10 protein-coding genes are annotated in these 20,290 nt (G+C 74.9%); 5 read left to right on the top strand and 5 right to left on the bottom strand.

Going from position 1 to position 20,290, the window contains the following annotated elements:
• Positions 1-156: 156 nt before the first annotated feature.
• The 3 genes from ACF07N_RS03675 to ACF07N_RS03665 are packed head-to-tail and all read right to left on the bottom strand — an operon-like array spanning position 157 to position 12,652.
• A complete protein-coding gene (locus tag ACF07N_RS03675; protein WP_392107837.1) occupies positions 157-7,989 on the bottom strand; it encodes a MupA/Atu3671 family FMN-dependent luciferase-like monooxygenase in 7,833 nt (2,610 codons plus the stop codon).
• Entirely contained in the window at positions 7,986-11,390 is a 3,405-nt protein-coding gene (locus ACF07N_RS03670) for a type I polyketide synthase (RefSeq protein ID WP_392107834.1), read from the bottom strand. Before ACF07N_RS03670 ends, ACF07N_RS03675 begins: the two co-directional genes overlap by 4 nt.
• A complete protein-coding gene (locus ACF07N_RS03665) occupies positions 11,390-12,652 on the bottom strand; it encodes an MFS transporter (RefSeq protein ID WP_392107831.1) in 1,263 nt (420 codons plus the stop codon). Before ACF07N_RS03665 ends, ACF07N_RS03670 begins: the two co-directional genes overlap by 1 nt.
• 271 nt (positions 12,653-12,923) lie before the next feature.
• On the opposite strand from ACF07N_RS03665, the gene ACF07N_RS03660 reads away from it, so the two are divergent.
• Complete coding sequence (locus tag ACF07N_RS03660) at positions 12,924-13,688, top strand: restriction endonuclease (protein WP_392107828.1); 765 nt, start codon at positions 12,924-12,926, stop codon at positions 13,686-13,688.
• A gap of 406 nt (positions 13,689-14,094) precedes the next feature.
• On the opposite strand, the gene ACF07N_RS03655 is transcribed toward ACF07N_RS03660, so the two are convergent.
• Positions 14,095-14,469, bottom strand: coding sequence for a TraR/DksA family transcriptional regulator (locus tag ACF07N_RS03655; protein ID WP_383343703.1), 375 nt, complete (start codon positions 14,467-14,469; stop codon positions 14,095-14,097).
• A gap of 49 nt (positions 14,470-14,518) precedes the next feature.
• Positions 14,519-14,830, bottom strand: coding sequence for a TraR/DksA C4-type zinc finger protein (locus tag ACF07N_RS03650; RefSeq protein WP_383343699.1), 312 nt, complete (start codon positions 14,828-14,830; stop codon positions 14,519-14,521).
• A gap of 382 nt (positions 14,831-15,212) precedes the next feature.
• Between ACF07N_RS03650 and ACF07N_RS03645 the strand changes: the two genes are divergently transcribed.
• The 4 genes from ACF07N_RS03645 to ACF07N_RS03630 all read left to right on the top strand — a co-directional run bounded on the left by ACF07N_RS03645 (position 15,213) and on the right by ACF07N_RS03630 (position 20,283).
• Entirely contained in the window at positions 15,213-16,166 is a 954-nt protein-coding gene (locus tag ACF07N_RS03645; protein WP_383335489.1) for a HAMP domain-containing sensor histidine kinase, read from the top strand.
• Positions 16,167-16,168: 2 nt separating this feature from the next.
• Positions 16,169-16,852 carry a response regulator gene (locus tag ACF07N_RS03640; protein ID WP_392107824.1) on the top strand — a complete coding sequence of 228 codons (684 nt, stop codon included), beginning with the start codon at positions 16,169-16,171 and terminating at the stop codon, positions 16,850-16,852.
• A gap of 470 nt (positions 16,853-17,322) precedes the next feature.
• Positions 17,323-19,527 (top strand): protein translocase subunit SecD, encoded by a 2,205-nt coding sequence (gene secD, locus ACF07N_RS03635; RefSeq protein ID WP_392107821.1) that lies wholly within the window; start codon positions 17,323-17,325, stop codon positions 19,525-19,527.
• Positions 19,528-19,584: 57 nt separating this feature from the next.
• Positions 19,585-20,283, top strand: coding sequence for an acetoacetate decarboxylase family protein (locus ACF07N_RS03630; protein ID WP_392107818.1), 699 nt, complete (start codon positions 19,585-19,587; stop codon positions 20,281-20,283).
• Positions 20,284-20,290: the final 7 nt, after the last annotated feature.

Genomic DNA, 20,290 nt, shown 5'->3' with positions numbered 1-20,290 from the left:
CTCTGTCTCCATTCGACGAGTGGGGCGTTCCAGGAGTGTGTGAGAGCGCTCTCAATGTGGCCGGTTTGGTCCGGACCTGTCAATGAGGTGGACGGCGTGACCTGCCCGGGAGGCGTGCCGGTGCCGGCACGCCTCCCGGCGGTGGGCGCTGGGGGGTCAGTCCCCGAGCGCCCGGGCGGTCTCTTCGCGCAGCAGCCGGACGTAGTCGCGGGTCCAGCCCTCGATCGTGGCGCGGTCCCACAGATCGGACGAGTACTCCACGAAGCCCCGGAGTTCGTCCCCGGCGGGCACGAGTCCGAAGGTGAGCTCCGTCCGGGCGGCGGCGGGGGCGAGGTCCTCCACCGCCGTGGTCAGACCGGGCAGTTCGACCTCCGCGTCCAGGGAGCTCTGGTACGCGAATCCGACGTCCAGCCGGTCGGGCACCTCGGCCCCCGTGTGCTCCCGCAGGGCGGGGGCGATCCGGCGCACCGGCAGGGCGTGGTCCATGCACTCCACGGCCGTCCGGGCGATGCGGTCCGTCAGCGCGGTGAACGGACCGGCGTCCCCGTCCCGCACGGGCAGCGCGAACCCGGTGATCGTGCAGGCCAGCAGGGATTCGAACGCGCGGCGCTCGCGGTTCGCGTAGGAGATGTTGAACACGACGGAGTCCTGGCCCGACGTGCGCGCGAGCAGCCGGCCCAGAGCCGCCGCGGTGACCACGAACGGTGTCGTGCCGCGCTCCCGCGCCAGTCGCTCGACGGCCGACCGCACCTCGGCCGGCACGGTGAAGGGCACGGCCCCGCCCCGGCCGCTCAGGGTGTCGGGCCTGGGCCGGTCCAGCGGAAGGGCGACGGTGAACGGCACGCCGTCCAGTGCGCGCAGCCAGAACTCGGTCTTGCGCTGCCCGGCCGCCTCGTCGGCCTGCTCCCGCTGCCACTGGGCGTACCCCACCGGCTGGCACTCCACCTCGGGCAGGGTGTCGGGTACGCCCTGCCGCGCGGAGCCGTACAGGACGGCGAGTTCCCTCAGCAGCAGGCTGACGGACCAGCCGTCGCAGGCGGAGTGGTGCAGGACGAGGAGCAGGACCCAGGTGTCGTGGCCGGTGCGCAGCAGGCGCAGGACCATCGGCGTCCCGCGGGTCGGATCGACGGGTGTCTCGGTGACGTCCGCGCTCACCCGGTCGAGGGCGGCCCGCCGCTCGTCGGCCGGCAGCGCGCTGAGGTCCTCCACCGGGAGGTCGACGGGCCCCGGGCGCAGGACGTGCTGCTCCCAGCCGTCCCCGGACGGCACCAGGCGGGTGCGCAGCCCCTCGTGCCGCTCGGCCAGCCGGGTCAGGGCGGCGCGCAGGGCCGGCACGTCGAGGGTGCCGGTGAGGGTGAGGCGCAGGGCGACGTTGAAGACCTGCGGCAGCCGGTGGTCGGCGTGCACCGTGGCGAAGCGCGCCTGCTGGAGCGTGGCGGGGGCCCGGCGCTCCACCGTGCCGGGGAGGCCGTCGCCGGGGGCGGGTGCCTCGGCGGGCGCATCGCCGGATGCTGTGCCGGACGCGTCGCCTGACGCCGTGTCGGACGCCGTGAGGGACGCATCGCCTGACGTTGTGCCGGACGCATCGCCTGACGTCGTGCCGGAAGCGTCCCCGGACGCCGTGCCGGACGCCGCGTCGGGCGCTTCGGCGGACGGCTGGGTCAGGTGGGCCGTCATGGCCCGCAGGGTGGGCTCCCGGTAGAAGCTCAGCATCGGGTACTCGGTGCCGAACTCCTCCCGTACCTGGTTGACCAGGCGCATCGCGGTGATCGAGTGCCCTCCCAGGTCGAAGAACGAGGTGTCGGCGGTGAGGGCGTCGGCGTCGATGCCGAACTCGGCCGCCCAGAGCGCGCGCAGGCGCCGTTCGACGTCGGTCCGCTCACCGTCCGGCGGCTCACCGGCAGGGCCCCGCTGCCGGGCCGGGGCCGTCGAGACGAGGTCGGGCGGCGGCAGCGCGGCACGGTCCAGCTTGCCGTTGCCGGTCACCGGCAGGGCGGGCAGGATCCGCCAGGCGCGCGGGACCAGGTACTCCGGCAGCCGGGCCGCCAGTTCCCCGGTCAGCCGGTCGGCGCGGGCCTGCCGGTCGTCGGCCGAGGCACCCGCCGCCTCGGACCAACCGGCGCCGCCCGAAGCGGACGGATCGGCGCTCGCCGGGCCGGCGGGTACGACGTAGGCCGCCAGGTAGGCCTCGCCGTGGCCGTTGCGGCGCGCCAGCACGGCCGCCTCGCGTACGGCGTCGAGGGAGTTGAGGACGCGGGAGACCTCCTCCGGCTCGACCCGGAAGCCCCGGATCTTCACCTGGTCGTCGGCCCGGCCGCGGAACTCCAGCGTCCCGTCCGCGGTCCAGCGGACCAGATCGCCGGTACGGTACCTGCGGGCGTCCGGACCGCCGTCCGGGTCCGGGACGAACCGCTCGGCGGTCAGCCCGGGGCGGTGCAGGTAGCCGAGGGCGACCCCGGGGCCGCCGACGTACAACTCCCCCACCGCTCCGACCGGCACGGGGCGGCCCGACGGGTCGAGCACGCTCAGCGTCACGTTGTCGACGGGGCGGCCGATCGGGATCGGCCCGGCGGCGTCCGGGCCCTGCGGGGCGACCGTCTCGGTGGTGCACAGCACGGTGGTCTCGGTGGGCCCGTAGACGTTCACCGTCTCGTACGGCGCCTCGGGCCTCGGCCGGGTGCGCAGCACGTCGCCGCCGAGCAGCAGGTGACGCAGCGGCGGCTGGTCGGCCGGGGGCAGGCGCAGGACCTGCTCGCCGAGGGCGGTGGGGAGGATGGAGAAGGTGACACCCCGCTCGGCGTACCAGCGGGCCAGGGCCAGGGGGTCCTTGCGCAGGTCGTCGCCCGCCACGGCGACCGAAGCGCCCGCCGTCAGGGCCGGCCAGATCTCCAGCAGGGAGGCGTCGAAGCTCTGGCTGCACACGGCGGCACTGCGGTCGGCCGGTGTGAGGGCGAAGCGCCGGTGCTGCCACGCGCACAGGTCGACGACCCCGCGGTGCGACACCACGACACCCTTGGGCGTACCGGTGCTGCCCGAGGTGTACAGGACGCAGCACGCGGAGCCCGGGCCGGTCGCGGGCGCGCCGGCGCCGGGGGTGTGCCGGGCCGTCGCGCCGGGCGGCAGTACGGTCACGCCCCCCGGCAGCGTGAGGGCGGCGGCAGCCTCCCGCGTCGACACCACGACCCGGGCTCCGCACTCGGCGACGACCTGCTCGGCGCGGGCACGGCCGAGGGACGGGTCGAGCGGCACATAGGCGTGGCCCGCCTTCAGCGCGGCGAGCATGGCGATCACGAGGTCGGCCGAGCGCGGCAGCCACAGCGCCACCGTCCGCTCGCCGCCCGGGGTGTGCTCCTCACGCAGGGCGGCGGCCAGGCGTTCGGCCCGTTCGTCCAGCTCGCGGTAGGTGAGCCGGCGGTCGCCGGCGACGACCGCGATACTGTCCGGCCGGGCGGCGGCCCGCCGGGCGACGAGCTCGTGGACAGTGGTGCCGGCGGGCGGGCGGACCGGGCCGCGCCCCCAGGACGGCGGTACGGGTCCGCCCTCGGCCGCCTGCTCCACGGTGTCCGGCGCGAGCCGCGACAACGGCGTCCCGGGGGTGTCGGCCGCCGCCGCGAGGAGGTCACGGAACGTCGTGAAGAACCGGTCGACGGTGTGCCGGTCGAACAGGTCGGTGTTGTACTCCAGATGGCAGCGGATGCCGTGCGGCTGGTCGGTGAAGTAGACCGTGAGGTCCGTCAGGGACTTGTCGGGCCCGGCGTCCAGGGGCGTGGCCTCGATGCCGGGCAAATCGAAGCGGAACGGTTCGGCGCGCTGGAACTCGGCGAACGCCTGGAACACCGGAGTCCGGTCGACCGCACGGTCCGGGGCGAGTTCGCGCACCACCCTCTCGAACGGCACGTCCGCGTGGTCGTAGGCGTCCAGGGCGGCCGTGCGGACCCGGTCGAGCAGGGTGCCGAACGCCGGGTCACCGGACAGGTCCAGGCGCAGGGCCAGGGTGTTGACGAAGAATCCCAGCACGTCCTCGGCCCACTCGGGCCGGTCCGAGAACGGCGTGCCGACGACGATGTCCGTCTGGCCGGTGACCCGGTGCAGCATCGCCGCGTATCCGGCGAGCAGGGTCATGAACAGGGTGCTGCGCCGCTCCCGGCTCAACGCGCGCAGCCGCCGGGAGAGTTCCGGGTCGAGGGTGTGGAAGACGGCCCGGCCGTGGGAGGTCATGACGGCGGGACGCGGCCGGTCGGTGGGCAGGGCGAGGGCGGGCAGCTCGCCGCCGAGGGTGCGGCGCCAGTACGCCAGGTCCGCCTCGCTCTGCGGGCCGTGCGCGGCCTCGGCCCGTTCCCTGGCGTGGTCGGCGTAGCTCCGGGTGAGGGCCGGGAGCCCGGCGGGCGCGCCGTCGCGTTCTGCCCGGTAGAGGGCCGACAGGTCGCGGGCGAGGACGGTGGCGGAGGCGGCGTCGACCACGATGTGGTGCAGGGACAGGACGAGGACGTGCGCGCGCTCGCCCGTCCTGACGAGCCGGGTGACGAACAGGGGACCGTTCGCCAGGTCGAAGCGCCGGTCGCTCTCGGCCGACAGGACGTCCCGCAGGGTGGCCTCCGGCGCGTGGGTGGCGTCCACGACCTCGAAGTCGGGCTCCGCGACGGCCCGTACGACCTGCCGGGGCGCGCCGTCCCTCTCCTCGAAGACCGTGCGCAGGCCCTCGTGCCGGGCGACGAGCCCGCGCAGGGCCGCGCGCAGGGCGGGCACGTCGAGGGGGCCGTCCAGGCGGATCGCCTTGACCTCGTTGTAGGCGGTGCGCCCGGGCAGCAGGCGTTCGAGGAACCAGATGCGCTCCTGGCCGGGCGACAAGGGAGCCTCGACAGGGGCGGAACGGACAGGACCGGAACGGACGAGACCGGAACGGACAGGACCGGAACGGGCGAGACCGGAGTCGACCGGAGCGGAACCGACCGGAGCGGATTCGGCCGCGGGAGCAGAACGCGCGGGGGCGGGGGTTCGCGGCGGCGGGCCGGGCGTGTCCCGCCGGGTGCAGTCGCGGCGCAGCCTGTCGAGGTACGGCAGCCCCGTGCGCAGCCGGTCCGCTGCCACGCCGAAGTCCACGAGGGCGACGATCTCGTCGGCACCCGCGCCCGTCACCGCGTCCACCACCGGGCGGACGCTGTCCGCCGTGCCGATCAGGGCTCGCTGGTCGCAGTAGCGGCCGTAGGCGCGGTGGAAGACGGCCTCCAGGTCGTCCTCGCTCAGGGCGGCCAGGTCGATGCTGTGCCCCAGGCTGTTCGTGACGCCGCTGAACACGGACAGGGACGCCCGCATGTACCGGGACAGCGGCTCGTACGCCTCCGTGCGCGCGGTGTCGTGGTCGTCGGCGAGGTAGGTGTGCAGCAGGACGGCGACCCGCCCGGCGTCCGGGTCCAGGCCGTGCCGGGCACGGGTGCGCCGGTAGCGGGCGATGTTGTCGGCCAGCTGCTCGACGCTCTGGGTCATCAGGTTGGTGACGACGCCCAGGTCGTGGCGGGCGGCGAGTTCGAAGGAGGCGGGGTTGCCGACGACCGCGGTGTGCAGGGGCGGGGCGTCCTGCACCGGCCGCGGGAAGAGCCGTACCTCGGTCTCGCCGTCACCGCCGGTCCGGCGCAGGGGGTCGCCTCGCCAGAACTGCCGTACCTGCGCGAGCTGTTCGTACATCAGCTCCTTGTGCCGGCCGAACCGGTCGGGGAAGAAGACGAAGTCGTTGGCGCTCCAGCCGCTCGCGACGCCGATGCCGACGCGTCCGCCGGAGAGGTTGTCGACCATCGACCACTCCTCGGCGACCCGGATCGGGTCGTGGAGCGGCAGGACGACGGAACCGGCGTTGAGGCGGATCCGCTCGGTCTCCCGGGACAGCGCGGCGGCGAGCACCGCCGGGTTGGGGAAGAGGCCGCCGAAGGAGTGGAAGTGACGTTCGGGCATCCACAGCGCGTGGAAGCCGTGCCGGTCGGCGAACCGGGCGATCTCCATGAGGAGTTCGTACCGGCCGCCGGAGGGCGCCGGGGTGTCCTGCGGGTAGTCGCCGAAGAAGTAGACGCTGAAGTCGGGGGTGCTCGTGGCGGGCCGGCTCGCGGGTGCCGGGCGGGAGCCGGTCCGCGCGGCCGCCGCGTTCCACGCCATGGAGACCACGGAGGCGGGTGCCGCCTCGGAGGGCGGTGCCGGGGCGGTGGCCTGAAGCGGCCGCGAGGGCGCCGAGGGCCGCGTCGGCGGCGCGATCGTGTCCCGGTCCGGGTCCGGGTCCGGCTGTGTGGCGGGCCGCTCGGCGGGCAGCGCGGGATTCCGCCCGGATGCGGCCGTGTCCGGTGCCGCCGGCCCGGGGGGCGGCGCGAGAGTGTGCGGGCCTGACCTCGGCGGGACGATCCGCCCTCCCGGGAAGAACCCCGCCGACCGCAGCTCGCGCAGCGACTCCCGTACGGCGTCCGCCACGAACTCGATGTCGCCGTCGGAGTGGGCGGTGGACAGGAAGAAGTTGCGCCACTCCCAGACGTGCACGCCGCGCAGCATCAGGTGGTGGTACAGCAGCTCCATGTCGGCGCGGTGCTCGAAGCGGAACTGGGAGCCGAAGTGGCTCATCCGCAGCGGGTACTCCTCGGCCTCGAAGAAGCCGTTGAGCGTCGCGGCCAGTTCGGCGGTGCGCGCGTTGAGCCGCTCCTGGAGGCGGGGGCTGTGCTCCTTGAGGTGGGCCAGGACGGCACGGGCCGCGACCATGGACACCGGGTGCTGGATGTACGTCCCGCCGAAGAAGGTCGTGTCGGCGGGCGGGTAGCTGTCGTCGCCGTAGGACCAGTGGCCGCCGTCGACACCGTCCATGATGTCGGCGCGGCCCGCGATCGCGCCGATGGGGAAGCCGCCGCCGAGGAGTTTGCCGTAGGTGGCCAGGTCGGGTGTGACGCCGTAGAGCTCCTGCGCGCCGCGCGGGGCGGGGCGGAAGCCGGTCAGCATCTCGTCGAAGAGCAGGACGATGCCGTGACGGCGGGTGAGGTCGCGCAGTCTGCGCACGAACTCCACCGGCTGCAGCGACGGGTGCCTGCTCTGCACCGGCTCCACGACGACCGCCGCGATGTCGCCGGCGTGCCGGGCGATCGTCTCCAGCGCGGCGTCGCTGCCGTAGTCCAGGACCAGCAGGTCGGAGACGGCGGCCCGCGGGATGCCCCGGGAGACGGGGACGGTGAGCTGCTCGGTGCCGCTCCCCGAGGCACGGCCCAGGACGTTGTCGGCGTGGCCGTGGTACGCGCCGAGGAAGGTGACGATCTTGTCGCGGCCGGTGGCGGCGCGGGCCAGGCGGATGGCGGCCGAGTTCGCCTCCGTGCCGGAGTTGGCGAAGGCCACGCGTTCCAGTCCGGTGAGCTCGGCGAGGAGTTCCGCCGCCTCGCCGGTCTCGACGTTGCGCGGGCCGAGCTGGATGCCGCGGGAGAGGTGCTCGCGGACGGCCTCGGTGACGAAGTCCGGCTCGTGGCCGAACAGGAGGACGCCGAAGCCCATCGTGATGTCGACGTACTCGTTGCCGTCGACGTCCTCCAGACGCGCCCCGCTCGCCCGGCGGCCCGCGATCGGGTAGAGCATCTCCTTCGTGGCGCTGCGGAAGCCGACGACGGCACGGCTGTCGGCCAGGACGCGGCGGTAGCGCTGGGCGATCCGCTTGGAGGTCGGTGTCTTGGCGGTGTAGCGGCGGACGAGGTCGGAGAGGTGCTCCTGCTGCGCGTGCGGTGAGGCGTCCCGCACCATGCCGGAAGTCCTCGTGACCGAGACACGGGGCCCGTGCACGCGCGGCGCCTCCGGGGCGGGAGCGTCGGCCGTCGGGACGGTGGCCGTGGGGACGGAGGCCGTGGGGACGGAGGCCGTGGGGACGGTGGCCGTGGGGACGGTGGCCGCGCCCATCTGTGCGGTGATGTGCCGCGAGAGTTCGGTCATCGCGGCCAGGTCCCGGTCCAGTGCGGCGGACACGCCGTTCGGCTCGCTGCTCACTTGGCCACCGTGCCGTTGCGGCCGGTGGCGCCGTTGACGCCGTTGAGCTGGGCCGTCGCGGCGGCGGTCTGGAGTGCGAGCAACTGGGAGAGCTGGGACATCATCTGCAGCTGGATCTGGGACATCTGCTGGAGTTTCTGCGCCAGATCCTCCAGCTCCTGCCGGGTGGCGTAGTCGGGGGCCGAGGGGGCGGCGGGCGCGGCCGACGGGACGACAGGCGGGGCGGCAGGCGGGGCCTGTTCGGGTGCGGGTGCGGCGGGCCGGGCATCGGCGACGCCAGGGGCGGTGGCGTCCGCCGCGGCATCGGGGACGGCATCCGACGGTGTCGGCGCGGACCATTCCGCGGATACCCGCGCAGGTGCCTGCCCGGCGTCCGGCGTGCGCGCGGCGATGAACTCCGCGAGCCTGCGCGGGGTCCCCGTCTCCTCGAACAGCTGACGCATCGTCACCTTTACCTGGTGCAGCTGCTCCAGTTCGCGCAGCACGCTGATCATCTGCAGCGAGTCGGCGCCCAGGTCGAAGAAGTCCGCGTCGCTGTCGATCGCGGACGGATCCCCGCCGAGGTGCCGGGCGGTCGCCTCGACGATGCTGTGCAGAATCCGTGCGACCGCTGCCTCTTGCTGAACCACGTCGGTTCCCCTTCTCGGTTCTCTCGCTGCTCTCGGTGCTCTCGCCGCTGTTGCCGCTGTTGCCGCTGTTTCCGTGCCGAGGGCCGTCGGCTCCGGCCCGGTCCAGTGGTCCTGGTGCTGGAATCGGTAGCCGGGCAGGGGGACACGCCGGCCTCCGCTGCCGGCCAGGAGCGTCTCCCAGCCGAGGTCCGCGCCCGCGCAGTGCAGTGCCGCGGCAGCGCCCCACAGGGTGCCGAGCGGCGTGCCGCGCCGCAGGGAGGGCACCGCCACAACGCCGGGCAGTGCGCGGCGGGCCAGGCCGCTGAGGGTGGTGTGCGGCCCGATCTCCAGCAGAAGGTCGGGCCGTTGGGCGCCCAGGGCACCCAACGCCAGGTCGTAGCGCACGGGTTCGCGGGTGTGCCGCAGCAGGTGGTCCGTGCCGGGGGTCCAGCCGGGCGGGCGGGTCGCCCCGTCCAGGGCGCTGACGAAGGGGAGGGCGACGGGGCGGAACCTCACATCGTCGAGGACCTTGCGGAACTCCTCCAGCATCGGCTCCATCAGGGCGGTGTGGAAGGCGCGGGTCACCGGCAGCCGCTGCCCCGGGGTGCCGCGCTCGTCCAGCAGGGCACAGGCCCGGTCGACGGCCGCGACCGGCCCGGCGAGCACCTGGGCCGTGTCCCCGTTGCTCACGGCCGGCTCCAGTCCCGGGACTTCGGCGGCCAGTGCGAGGGCGGCGGCCCGGTCGAGCGGCACGGCCACCATCGCGCCCGGTGCGCAGCGCCGCCGCATCAGCCGGCCGCGGGCGGTGGTCAGGCGCAGTCCGTCCTCCAGCGACAGGGCCCCGGCCGCGTACAGCGCCGCGTACTCCCCGACGCTGTGCCCGGCCACCGCGTGCGGTGTCACACCGGTGTCCTGCCACAGCCGTACCAGGGCGCACTGCAGGGCGAACAGCGCGGGCTGGGCCACATCCGTGTCCGCGAGGGGGTCCTCCCCGGAGCCGTCCGGGGCGTGTCCGGCGGTCAGCGCGGCGAGCAGCGAGTCACCGGTCAGGTCACGGTGGTGCCGCTCGCAGGCATCGAGTATTTCGCGTACAGCGGGGAAACGCGCGTGGAGGGCGGCGGCCATGCCGGGGTACTGGCTGCCCTGGCCGGTGAACTGGAACGCCACCCGTGGGGGGCCGCCCTCCGCGGGTGCCGTGCCCGGGACGACGGGCGCCCGGGGGGTGCCGGCGAGCCAGGCGTCGAGGGCGTCGGCGAGGGCCTGCGGGGTGGTGCCGCGGGCCGCGAGCCGGTGGCGGCCGTGGGCGCGGCCGACGGCGGCGGTGGTGACGAGGTCGGCCGCGTGCGGTGCCGGAGCACGGCGTAACCGGTCGCGGAAGGCGCGGGCGTTGGCGGCGAGGGCCTGCGGGCTGCTCCCGGACACGAGGAGCACGTCCGGCGGGGCGGCCGTGGCGGTCCTGGGCGGCGGCTCGGGGGCCTGTTCCAGGACCAGGTGGACGTTGGTGCCGCCGACGCCGAGCGAGGTGAGGCCCGCCCGGCGCGGCACGTCGCCCGCGGGCCAGGGCCGGGCGGTGCCGGGGATGTAGAACGGGCTGTCGTCGAGGGCGAGCAGGGGGTTGGGCCGGGTGAAGTTGGCCATCGGCGGGATCACGCCGTGCCGCAGCACCAGCAGGGCCTTGACCAGACCGGCGAGTCCCGAAGCGGCGTCCAGGTGACCGATGTTGGCTTTGACGGAGCCGAGGGCGCAGTAGTGGGTGCGGTCGGTGTCTTCCCGGTAGGCGGCGGTCGCCCCGTCGAACTCGATCGGGTCGCCCTTGAGGGTGCCGGTGCCGTGGGTCTCCAGGTAGCCGATGGTGTCCGCGCTGACACCGGCGCGCCGCAGGGCCTGCCGGACGGCGGCGCGCTGGCCGTCGGCGCTCGGCGCGGCGTACGCCCGTTTCCCGGCGCCGTCGTTGGCGATGCCCCAGCCGAGCACTACCCCGTGCACGGTGTCGCCGTCGGCGACGGCCCGGGCCAGCGGCTTGAGGACGACCGCCAGCACGCCGGTGCCGCCCACGGTGCCGTCGGCGTCCGCGTCGAACGCCCTGAGGCGGCCGGTCCGGGACAGGATCGAGCCCTTGACGTGGCGGTAGCCCACCACCTGCGGGACGTGGACGGCGGCGGCGCCGACGAGGGCGATGTCGCAGTCGCCCATGAGCAGTGCCTGTGCGGCCGCCTGCACACCGACCAGCGAACTGGAGCAGCCCGTCTGGATGTTGACGGCGGGGCCGGTCAGTCCGAGCCGGTAGGCGACCCGGGTGGCGGCGAAGTCGGCGTAGTTGCCGATGACCGTCTGCAGGGCGGTGGGCCAGTCGGACGGGGGGTTGCCGGGCAGCACGTTGTTCAGCAGGTAGCTCTGCAGGGTGTACAGGTGGTAGCCGGTGCTGGCGTAGACGCCGATCCGGTTGCCGTCGCGCTCCCGGGCGTACCCGGCGTCCTCCAGGGCGTGCTGGGCGCACTCCAGGAACAGGCGGTGCTGCGGGTCGGTGATCCGGGCCTCGTGCGGGCTCATCGCGAAGTGGCGGGCGTCGAATCCGGCGAGGTCGTCGAGGATCCCGGAGGCGCCGACGAAGTCCTCCGCCCCGTACTCCTCGGCCGGCACGCCGGCGGCGGCCAGTTGCTCGTCGGTGAAGCGGGTGATGCGGTCGGTGCCGTCCCGGACGATGTGCCAGAGGTCCTCGGGCGTGTCGGCGCCGGGCAGCCGGAAGGCCATGCCGATGACGGCCATGCGTGGGTCGGGCCGGTGCGTGGTCATCAGCCGCGTCCCTCCTTCACCGCGGGCCGGTCGCGTCCGGCCGGTTCGTCCCCGGGCGGGGCGGATGCGCGCCTGGCGCGGAGGGTGAGCGCCACGAGCAGGCCCGCGCACAGGACGATGGCGAGGCCGTGGAAGGCGGCCACCACCGCGAGCGGCGAGAAGCGCTCCAGCAGGGCGCCGCTGACGAGCATGCCGAGGCCGAAGCCGGTGTTCTCGGCCGAGGCCGAGAGGCCGAACAGCCGGCCGCGCTGCTCGTCGGGGGCGCTCTGCAGCCGCGACACGTAGACGGTCTCGGTGAATCCGTCGGCGGCTCCGGCGACGAGCGCGGCGATGACGGCGGGCACGGTCGGCAGGCCGCTGAAGACCACGATGAAACCGGCCGACATCACGCAGGCGCCGAGCGCGAACGCCCGCTCCCCCGGCGTCCGGCCGGTCTTCCGGGTGACCCGCCCGATCACCTGCTGGGCGACGATGTTGCCGATGGCCCAGGTGGCCCAGAACTGGCTGATGAAGGTGGCCGGATGGTCGGGGTCGAGGCTGCTGGAGTAGAGCGGCAGGGCGACGTTGTGGGACGAGGAGCCCAGCCCGTCGACGGCCCGGACGGCGATCATCGCCATCAGCAGCGGAGCCGTGGCCAGCAGCATCCGGACCGTCCAGCGCGCGGCGCCGGAGGTCTCCTCCGCCGTGCCGCCCGCCGGGTTCCCGGCCGCGCGGGTGCGGACCGGGAGCAGGAACAGCACGGTCGCGGAGACCAGGAACGTCGCCGCGTCCAGGGCGAACGCGGCGGAGTAGCCGAGCTCGGCCACCACCACGCCCGAGGAGGCGAAGCCGGCGATCATGGCAAGCGAACGCCCGGTCACCAGCAGTCCGTTGGCCCGCACCCGGTGCTCGGCCCCGACGATCTCGGGGATGCTGCTGCGCAGCGCGACCTGGGAAAGTGTCGAGCAGCCGCCCGTCACCACGGCCAGGACGTAGAGCAGCCCGGGGCGCACGCCGTCCGGGGCGAGCAGCAGGCTCAGCAGGGCCACGGCCTGGCACAGGTCGGCGCCGACCATCAGGCGTTTGCGGTCGTGGACCGAGACGAGCCGGCCGCTGACCCAGCCCGAGACGACACTGGTGGCCAGGCGTACGGCCATGAAGAGGCCGGCCGCGAGCGCGCTGCCGGTGGCGTCGTAGACGAAGACGTTCAGCGCCACCATGTTCAGGTAACTGCCGTACGCCGAGATGCCGTTGCCCAGGACGAGCAGACGGAAGTACTTCATGCGCCTTCCCCTGGTCTGCATGAAGGGTGCACCCCTCGCGGGTCCGGGTCCGGACCGCCCCCCATTGATTGATCGTCACCCAAGCAGAACCGGTCAGGCCCGTTCAAGGCGCGCGAGTGGTCCAGACACCTTCCGGTCGGGTTTTGGCGATTTCGAAGCGGTTGCGTACGCGGTCCGGTCGGGTCCCGAGGTGGTGAAGGACCGATGAAGATCCAGATCTTGGGAAGACGGTGGAAACGATCTTTCATCGATCCCACGAGGGGGACACACCGTGACCGCGCCTACCCGTCCCATACCGCCGGTCAACCGGCGGCGCCGTTTCGACCTGCGCTCGACCGCGCTGTTCTTCGTCTTCCTCGCCGTGGTCGTGTGCGCCCTGGGCCTCGTGGCGCGTCTGGTCGCGGGCGCCGTCGAACGGCGGCCCGCCTGGGTGTTCGTGCTGGTCGTGGTGGCTGTCGCGGGCCTGATCGGGGTGCGGCGCCGGGTGCACGTGACCCGGGCGGCGCGCCGGGCCGCGGCAGCGCTGGACGAGGCGGCGAGGGAGGCGGCCCGCGAACTGGACGCCCTCGAACTGCCCCCGCAGCGCACGGCGGTCGAGATCGTCACCGACTACGGGGCGCTGACGCCCGAGGAGTTCGAGGAGGCGATCGCCGCCCTCTGCGAACGGGACGGCTGCTCCGCCGTCGAGGTCGTGGGAGGTGCCGGGGACCTGGGCGCCGACGTGGTGGCCCTGACCCCCGACGGGCGGCGGATCGTCGTCCAGTGCAAGCGCTACGACGCCTCCCACCGCGTCGGCTCGCAGGACCTGCAGCGCTTCGGCGGCACGTGCTTCACCGTCCACGAGGCGGACGTCGCCGCGCTGGTCACCACGAGCGACTTCACCGGGCCCGCGGTGGAGTACGCCGGGCAGTGCGGCATCGTCTGCGTGGACGGGGACGCCCTGCGGGCCTGGACGGACGGCACCGGTCCCCGCCCCTGGGACACCGCCCCGGGAGGCCGGACGGCGGGGTGGGACCTGGCCGGGGCGGGGTCATGAGCCGCTGTCGGCCCGGCGGGTGGCCCGGTGCGAGGGGCTGCGCCCGAGGGCAAGACCGGCGGGCCGGTCGGGCTGGCCGGGCCGGTCGGGCCGGTCGGGCCGGTCGGGCCGGTCGGGCCGGTCGGGCCGGTCGGGCTCGCGATCCCGTCGGCGTCGCCGGTCCGGTCCGCCTCGCCGGTCCTGTCGGCCTCGCGGCCGTCCCCCACGCGGTCCCGTCCATGTGAGAGGCCGCCGCGCGTCGGGCAAGCCGGTGCGCCCCGGTCCGTGACCCCGGTCGTGCCTCGTCCCTGACCCGGGGCGTGCCTTGTCCCTGACCCGGGTCGTGCCTCGTCCCTGACCGGGGTCGTGCCCCGTCCCCGACCCCGGTCAGGGACGGGGCCTCACCACGCCGGCGGCGTCACGCCCCTCACCGGCCGCCGGCGGCGGCCCACTGGCACCGGGCGCAGTAGCGGGCCTGCGGCACGATCAGCAGGCGCTCCCGGTCGAGAGGGCGACCGCACCGGCCGCAGGCGCCGTACACCCCCGCGTCCATGCGGGCCAGGGCCGCTTCGACGTCGGCAAGGACCATGCGGGCCGAGGCGGCGAGCTTGACGCCGACCTCCAGGTGCGCGGACGCCCCCTGCCCGCGCCGTTCCGCGGCGCGGGAGGCGGCCGGGCCGGCGAGCCGGCGCAACTGCTCCCGGCGGAACAGGCGTTGCTCGCGCAGGCTCTCGCGCAGCGCGGCAAGGTCCTCGGCCGACAGGTGCGGCGCACCCGGGCCGGCGGTCTGCTGGTTCACCACGTCACCCCTTCTTCGTGGTCAGGGCGGAGGAGCTCGGAGCGGAGGGCGGTCAGAGGGCGCGGCGCTGGCAGGCGACGCAGTGGCGGGTGTACGGGAGGATCTCCAGCCGCTCCGCGGGGATGGGCCTGCCGCAGCCCAGGCAGGTGCCGTACGTGCCCTGCTCGATGCGCCCGAAGGCCTCGTCGATCTCCCGGAGGACCCGCCGCATCGCGGACCTCTGCTCGGACAGCAGGTGGTCCTCCGCAGCCTGCCCGCCGTCGTCGAGGGCGCGCAGCTGCGCCAGCCGGGAGGCGCGGGCGTGTTCCAGGCGGTGCCGGGCTTCGTGGGGGTCGGGCTCGGCCCGGGGAACGTCGAGCGTCATGATCGGTCCTCTTTCGGCTGCCCGGCCGCGAGCCGGCCGGGGGTGTCGCCCCCACCCTCGCCGGATCCGCCGCGGAGTCCTATCGGGCGCGGGCCCCATTCCCGGCCGGACGGGCCACCCAAGGGGTACGGCCTGGGTACGCCGCGCCCCCGGGAAATGGGGGCTGACCCCCATCGACGGCGACCGCGGCGACGGGGCAGGCTGGCGGGAGGCCACCCGGGGTGCCGGGCACCCACGCCACGGCATCCGGCCTGCCGGACCCGGCATCCGGTCCTGACACCAGGCATCCCGGTCCCGGTCACCCGGCGCCACCGGCACGGGCCGCGAGCGGCGCTCCGCGGTGGCGGTGATCCGAGCACGGAGAAGAGGAGTCGCAGGTCCGGTGTCCCTGTTCTGGCGGATCTTCGCCCTCAACGCCCTGGTGCTCGGCGCGGCCACGGCTCTGCTGCTGTGGGCACCGGTGACGGTGTCGGTGCCGATCCTGCTCACCGAGGCCGTCATCCTGGTCGGCGGTCTCGCCGTGATGCTGGTCGCCAACGCGGCCCTGCTGCGTCTGGGCCTCGCGCCCCTGGTCCGGCTGAGAAGGCTGATGACCACCGTCGATCTGCTCCGCCCCGGCCAGCGTCTGCCCGTGTCCGGGGGCGGTGAGGTGCCCGAGGTGATCCGCACCTTCAACGCGATGCTGGAGCGCCTGGAGCAGGAGCGGGCCACCAGCAGCGCCCGGGCCCTGCTGGCGCAGGAGGCCGAACGCCGCCGTATCGCGCAGGAACTGCACGACGAGGTCGGGCAGAGCATGACCGCCATCCTGCTGGGCCTCAAGCGCAGCGCCGACGATGCGCCGCAGCGGCTGCGCGCGGAACTGCAGGAGGTGCAGGAGATCACCCGGGAGTCCCTGGACGAGGTCCGCCGCCTGGTGCGCAGGCTGCGCCCCGGGGTGCTGGACGACCTGGGTCTGGTCAGCGCGATCACCTCCCTCACCGAGGACTTCGCCACCCACACCCGGATGCAGGTCACCCGCCGCTTCGACACCGACCTGCCCGCCCTGGCACCGGAGACGGAGCTGGTCCTGTACCGCGTCGCCCAGGAGTCGCTGACCAACGCCGCCCGGCACGCGGACGCCGGGCGCGTCACCGTCGCCCTGCGTCACGCCGGCGACCGCGTGGTGCTGACCGTCACCGACGACGGCCGGGGCATCGAGGCCCCCCGGGAGGGTGCCGGCATGCGCGGGATGCGCGAACGGGCCCTGCTGATCGGCGGCAGCCTCGACATCACCCCCGCGCCGGGTACCGGCACCAGCGTCCGCCTCACCGCGCCCGTTCCCAGGAAGCAGCTCTGACCATGCCCGACACGATCACCCTCGCCGAGGCCCGGACCGGCGCGATCCGCATCCTGCTCGCCGACGACCACGCCCTGGTCCGGCGCGGGGTGCGGCTGATCCTCCAGCAGGAACCGGACCTGGACGTGGTCGCCGAGGCCGGTGACGGCGCCGAGGCCGTCGAGCTGGCCCGGACGCACGAGGTCGACCTGGCCGTGCTCGACATCGCCATGCCACGCCTGACCGGCTTGCAGGCCGCCCGCGAACTGGCCGTCCGCGCGCCGGGCCTGAAGATCCTGATGCTCACCATGCACGACAACGAGCAGTACTTCTTCCAGGCCCTCAAGGCCGGGGCCTGCGGCTATGTGCTGAAGTCCGTCGCCGACCGGGACCTGGTCGCCGCGTGCCGGGCGGCCGTCCGGGACGAGCCGTTCCTGTACTCGGGCGCGATCACCGCCCTGATCCGCAACTACCTCGACCGGGCCCGCCACGGCGAGGAGAGCCCAGGCCAGGTGCTCACCCCGCGCGAGGAGGAGGTGCTGAAGCTGGTGGCCGAGGGCCACTCGTCCAAGGAGATCGCCGAACTGCTGTTCATCAGCGTCAAGACCGTGCAGCGGCACCGCGCCAACCTGCTGCAGAAGCTGGGCCTGCGGGACCGCCTCGAGCTCACCCGCTACGCCATCCGCGCCGGGCTGATCGAACCCTGACGGTGGCATCCAACTCCCGACACAGCTCCCCGGGCCGCGGCGTCGCCGTCCTGGCGGCCGTCCTGCTGACGCTGCTGACCGCACTCGGCGGCGTCCCGCCCGGCCCGGCGGCCGGCCCGCCGTCCGCCGCGGTGGCGGCGGCCGGTCCCCCCGGCACCGGGCCGCGCGCGGACGACGACCGGGACGGGACCTGCGCGGTCCGGGCGGCGGCCCGCCACGAGTCGCACGGTGAGCCCTCCCCTCCCCGCTGCCCCGCGGCCGTCGGTGCGCGGCGGACCGCCGCGCCTCCCGCACTCACCGGCGCTCCGTCTCCCGCGCGGGCCACGCCGCTCACCTCCGTACCGCCGTGCTCGTCCCCCGACCTCGAACGGGCACCGCCGCGTCGTCCGGCACCCGACGCTCCCTTTCCTTCTTCCTGACAGCGCCCGGCCGTCTCCCGCGTGCCCGGGTGCGCCCGCCGGAGGCTGTTCGTGACCCGTTCCACGCGGGTGAGGGCCCTGCTCGCCCTCGCCCTGCTCGCCGTGTCCCTGTACATCGCCGTGACCGTGCCGGTCCGCCTGGGCCTGGATCTGCGCGGCGGTACGCAGATCGTGCTGGAGACCCGCCCGGGCCCGGCCGCCGGGACCGGCCCCGAGGCCACCGACCGCACCCTGGAGGTGCTGCGCGGCCGCGTCGACGCGCTCGGCGTCGCCGAACCCACCCTCGTCCGCTCCGGCGAGAACCGGATCATCGCCGAGCTGCCCGGAGTGCAGGACCCGCGCGAGGCCGCCGACGTCCTGGGCCGCACCGCGCAGCTCGCCTTCCACCCGGTGCGCGGCGACGGCGACGGCGTGTCCCGGACGCTGCCCGACGAGTCCGGCACCCCGCTGCGCCTCGGGCCCGCCGCCCTGACCGGCGAGCACGTCGAGGAGGCCGCCGCGCGCTTCGACGACCAGGGCGGCGCGGGGTGGCACGTCACCGTCGGCTTCGAGGGCCCGGGCCGCGACAGCTGGGCCCGGCTGACCGGCGAAGCGGCCTGCCACCCGGTGGGGGACCCGGCACGGCGCGTCGCCATCGTCCTCGACGACAAGGTCATCTCCTCCCCGCAGGTCGACCCGTCCGTCGCCTGCGGCAGCGGCATCCGCGACGGCGCCACCCGGATCACGGGCGCCTTCGGCCCGGCCGAGGCCCGTGAACTGGCGCTGCTGGTCAACGGCGGAGCCCTGCCCGTGCCCGTCGAGACGGTCGAGCAGCGCACGGTGGGCCCCACCCTCGGTGCCGAGGCCATCGCCGCGAGCGCCCGGGCGGCCGCCGTCGGCACGGCCCTGACCGCGCTCTTCGTCATCGTGGTCTACCGGCTGATGGGCCTGCTCGCCGTGCTCGCCCTGGCCTGCTACGGCCTCGTCTCCTACGCCGCCCTGGCCGCGCTCGGCGCCGCCCTCACCCTGCCGGGCCTGGCCGGTTTCGTCCTGGCGATCGGCATGGCCGTGGACGCCAACGTGCTGGTCTTCGAACGGGCCCGCGAGGAGTACACGGCCCGCCGGCGCCCGACTCCCCGCTCGGCGCTCGCCGCCGGGTTCCGCGACGCGTTCAGCGCGATCGCCGACTCCAACATCACCACACTGATCGCGGCCGTGCTGCTGTTCCTGCTGGCCTCCGGGCCGGTGCGCGGCTTCGGGGTGACCCTGGGCATCGGCGTGCTCGCCTCCATGGTCAGCGCGCTGGTGATCACCCGGGTGCTCGCCGAGTTCGCCGCGAGCCGGCCGCGGGTCCGCCGGTCCCCCGCTCTCACGGGCATCGCGACGACGGGTGCCGTCCGCGAGCACCTCGGCCGGCGCGAACCGCGGCTGATGCGCCGCCCGCGCCGCTGGCTGGCGGCGAGCGCCGCCGTGCTGGCCCTGGCCGCCGCGGGCACCGTCGTGCGCGGTGCCGACCTGGGGGTGGAGTTCACCGGAGGCCGCCTCATCACGTACGCGACCACCTCCCCCGTCGACGCCGACCGGGTCCGGACCGCGCTGGCCGACGCCGGGTTCCCCCGGGCCGTCGTGCAGTCCTCCGGCGCCTCGGACCTGACGGTGCGGACCGGGCCGATGACGAACGCCCAGGAGGCCGGCGTCACCGGAGCCGTGCGGGAGCTGGCCGGCGGGGCGGAGAAGGTCCGTGACGAACTGATCGGCCCGAGCCTCGGCGCGGAACTGCGCCGCGACGCGCTGGTCGCGCTCGCCCTCGCGCTGGGCGCCCAGCTGCTGTATCTGACGGTCCGGTTCCGCTGGGTGTTCGGCACCGCCGCGGTCGTCGCCCTCGCCCACGACGTGGTGATCCTCGTCGGCGTGTTCGCCTGGCTGGGCAAGCCCTTGGACGGGGTGTTCCTGGCGGCCCTGCTCACCGTCGTCGGGTACTCCGTCAACGACTCGGTGATCCTCTTCGACCGCGTGAGGGAGCTGGCCGGCCGTCACCCGGAGCGGTACTGGCCGGACGTGGTGGGCCCGGCGGTGCTGCAGACCCTGCCCCGCACGGTGAACACGGGCATGGGCGCGGCGCTGGTCCTCATCGCCCTCGCGGTGCTCGGCGGGTCCTCCCTCACCGACTTCGCCCTGGCGCTGCTCGTGGGCCTCGCCGTCGGCACCTACTCGTCGGTCTTCACGGCCGCCCCGCTCGCGATCCTGCTCGCCGGCCGCCGTCCCCGCTGCGGGTGACCGGTACCGGGTACCCGGGAAGGGCCGAGCGGGGTCAGGACGTGAAGGAGGGCACCCGTGGCCGAGCCCTTTCCGCCGGAGCCGTGGCATCTGCGCGGCGACATGGTCACCGCGGTGTGGCTGGTGCCGGGGCGTGAGACGCCCGGCTGGCGGCTGCCCGCGGGGGTCCGCCCGCTGCGGCTCGGGCGGTTTTGGGTGCTGGTCACGTTCTGGGTGGACTACCGGCCCGGCGGCACGCTGGCGTACCGGGAGCTGCTGGTGGCCCTGGCGGTGCGGGACCGGCGGGGTCCGGCGGCCTGCGCGGTCGAGGCCTGGGTGGACGACCCGCGCTCGCTGGCCGGTGGCCGCACGCTGTGGGGCATCCCCAAGGAACTCGGCTCCTTCGGCTTCGGTCCCGCCACGCCGTCGACCGGAGGAGGCGCGACGCGTACCCGCCTGGTCGTCCGGGGCGGACCGGCCGGCCCGGGTGCGGTGGTGACGGGGACGCAGCAGGATCTGCTGCCGCTGCCCGGCCGGCTGCCCGTGCGCGGCCGGCTGCTGCAGCCGCACCCGGTGCACGGGACGTGCGCGGTGCCGTTGCGGCTGTCGGGCCGTGTCCGGCTGGGGCGGGCCCGTCTGACGGCGGAGCCCGGCGGTCCGCTCGCCTGTCTGGACGGCCGGAGGGCGGTGCTCGCGGCCACGATCCGGGGATTCCGCATGACGGTGGGCCGGGCCGGGGGGCGCCCGCCGCGAACGCCGGGTGGCGCGGTGTCCTGAGTGCCGC

It is taken from the genome of Streptomyces sp. NPDC015242 (genome assembly GCF_043079125.1).
Taxonomy (GTDB): domain Bacteria; phylum Actinomycetota; class Actinomycetes; order Streptomycetales; family Streptomycetaceae; genus Streptomyces.
This window is presented reverse-complemented; position numbering and strand designations above follow the sequence as displayed.

Bases quoted from the DNA above. Each gene is read 5' to 3' on its own strand.
- ACF07N_RS03670 (WP_392107834.1), bottom strand. From the start codon at position 11,390: ATGACCACGCACCGGCCCGACCCACGCATGGCCGTCATCGGCATGGCC.
- ACF07N_RS03665 (WP_392107831.1), bottom strand. From the start codon at position 12,652: ATGAAGTACTTCCGTCTGCTCGTCCTGGGCAACGGCATCTCGGCGTAC.
- ACF07N_RS03650 (WP_383343699.1), bottom strand. From the start codon at position 14,830: ATGACGCTCGACGTTCCCCGGGCCGAGCCCGACCCCCACGAAGCCCGG.
- ACF07N_RS03640 (WP_392107824.1), top strand. From the start codon at position 16,169: ATGCCCGACACGATCACCCTCGCCGAGGCCCGGACCGGCGCGATCCGC.